The organism is candidate division WOR-3 bacterium, from assembly GCA_029858255.1.
GTDB lineage: Bacteria > Hydrothermota > Tepidihabitantia > SM23-42 > SM23-42 > SM23-42.
The window spans coordinates 1-2,687 of sequence record JAOUFJ010000075.1; the positions used below are offsets into that span (position 1 = coordinate 1).

The 2,687-nt window shown below is 47.0% G+C and carries 1 protein-coding gene; it reads left to right on the top strand.

All coding sequences use genetic code 11. From position 1 onward, the window contains the following. Positions 1-780 precede the first annotated feature (780 nt). A complete protein-coding gene (locus tag OEV79_12540; GenBank protein MDH4212264.1) occupies positions 781-2,640 on the top strand; it encodes a beta-lactamase family protein in 1,860 nt (619 codons plus the stop codon). The last annotated feature ends 47 nt before the right edge of the window (positions 2,641-2,687 follow it).

Genomic DNA, 2,687 nt, shown 5'->3' on the forward strand with positions numbered 1-2,687 from the left:
AAAGACGCTTGTTGACGGTCCATATGACGCCGGTGCCCACGAAGTAACCATAGATGGATCTTTGCTGGCGACCGGTGTCTACTTCTACCGTTTTCAGTACGCCGGTGTAGAACAAAAAGGCAAACTGGTGCTATTGAAGTAAGCTAAACGCGTCAAAAGGGGCTGGCTCCGTGACTCAAGTCATTCTCCGGTTCAACCGGGGAATCCGGCCGATGCGCTAAACGCATCCCGTCATTGCGAGCGACCGAAGGGACCGCGGCAATCGCAACGTTACACATGCTACACAACTGAGATTGCTTCGTCGCCCTTCGACAAGCTCCCCTCGTTTTGAATCGGGGCGGGCGGGACTCCTCGCAATGACATGAAACAGTACTTACCGTTCGAGTAAGCCGCGAGCAGGGCGAGCGGCGCATCGAGAACTTTATGACGCCTAAGCGAAAATAACGGGAATGACGATGCAAGCCTTCTTGTAAAATTCGCAATTCGAAATGGTGTTGTAGCGATACTAACGAAATTAGCGATAATAACGAACTAAACGGTTTTCTTGTAAAACTGTTAAAAGTGTATGCCTGTCCCCAACACGCTTGTCGCGTGCTTAACTTGACGTCCATGAATTTCTGCCTACAATCACGAAGGAGAGGTACGATGAGTTGGTGTTTGTCTTCCAGACAGATAGTTTTTGTGTAGCGAGATTTGCATCGTAGCCACCTCGCCCTTTTCTACAGATATTTTACATTCTCAATGAAATGTCAAGTATACTTAATGAATAGGGAGGAGATCGTGAGGAACGTAGTAATATCTTTGATTGTCTGTTTGCTTTCAGGTGCACTTTCGTACAGCCAGTCTTTCGATCAGTTGAGAATCAAACTTGAAAATTGCCTAAGAGAAAACAATATACCCGGCGCGGCTGTCGCTGTTGTAACCGCGGATTCTGTTTTATTTACAGGCGGGTTTGGGTATGCCAACATCGAGATGAAGACACCAGTCACCGTTAATACGCATTTCTTTTTGGGTTCGATTACAAAGAGTTTCATTGCCCTGGGCATTGTTAAGCTTGTGGAACAAGGGAGGGTTGATCTGAATACTCCTGTAAAAGAAATCTTGCCCGACGTCGTCATTGAAAACCCCTGGGAGGATACTGAACCGGTCCGCGTGGTCCATCTTCTGGAGCACACGGCTGGCATATGCGATGGCTTTCTTACGCTTTTCAACTGGCGGCATGAACCGAATATTCCTTTGAGAGAAGTCATGGGAATGCAGAAGCGAATTGTGATTCATCATCGCCCAGGGTCATTTTATCTTTACTCGAACATCGGGTATCTATTGGCGGGGATGATCCTTGAGGAGATTACTCAAATGAAATACGAGGAATTTCTCAGAAACGAGTTTTTGCTTCCGTTGGGAATGGAGACGTCTACTTTCGATGTTACGGATCATTACAGCCGGTCAGTCCTGGCGCAAGGATACGGAGCCGGAGGAAAAGAGATACCTTACCTGTACATATATTCGAGGCCGGCAGGCCATGCACATTCGTCTGTTTTGGAAATGGCGCAGTACGTCAGGTTCTTTCTGAATTATGGTAAGAGCAATGGAGTACGGATCATCAGACCGGAAACCATGAAAAGGGTAGAAACGCCGCAGACATCCCTGGCAAGTAGAATAGGGCTATTTAACGGTTATGGCTTGGGGAGTGAATGGGCTTACAGAAACCAACATAGGTGGAGGGGACACAATGGCGCAATATTCGGGTACTACTCCGATTTCTGGTATAACCATGATCTAAACATCGGCTACGTGGTCCTTGTAAATCAATTCGATATGCAGAGCGCCGGGAATGTAAGGAAGCTGCGCGAGTTGATAGCCGAGCATTTAACTGAAAACGTCAAACCGGGTTTTCGGCCCATCGTGCCTGTTTCCAAAGAGCAGTTGGAAGAGTATTGCGGAACTTATACGATTGGCTATGGCGCAAAAGATCTTCTTGGACTGATAAATATTTTGCATGGGATGACCGAGGTTCAACTTTCGGGTGATACTCTGTCATTGAGACAACCTATGTCGGGTGGGGACAAAGAAGATTATTTCCCCGTTGCAGAAGGATTGTTCAGGATGAAAGATACGCCTGGAGCGACACTGGCGTTTTTTACCACACCCGATGGCGCAAAGGCAATGGTTTGGGGCAGAGACTACCTGGAGGAGCAGTCTCCCTGGAAATACTGGCTGACTGTAGTTTTTCTTTTATGGACGGTATTGGTGATGCTTTCAGCAGTCATATATGCTTTCTTTTGGGTGCTGGTCTATTTGTTCAAGAAAGTCGCCAGGAAACAGCAGACTGTTCATTGTATGTCTACAAGGATTTATCCATTCATAGCCACGCTGGTATTGGTCGCGGGCATTATTCTGATCGCCAGCCAGGAAATGTATTATTTGGGAAAACCGACATTTGCAAATATATCGTTCTTCATCTCGACCTGGTTATTCGCTCTTCTATCAATAGTCAGTCTTATTAGTGCTATCAAGTGTTTGAAACAACCTGCAGGACAGATTTTTAGAGTGTATCACATCGTTACTGCTTGCACCTATGTGAGCATGACAATTCTCCTGTGGTATTGGGGTGCCATCGGTTTGAAGCTCTGGATGTGATGGCATGCGGGGACTGGCTCCGTGAGGTGCCTGTCCCCGGTGTGGTT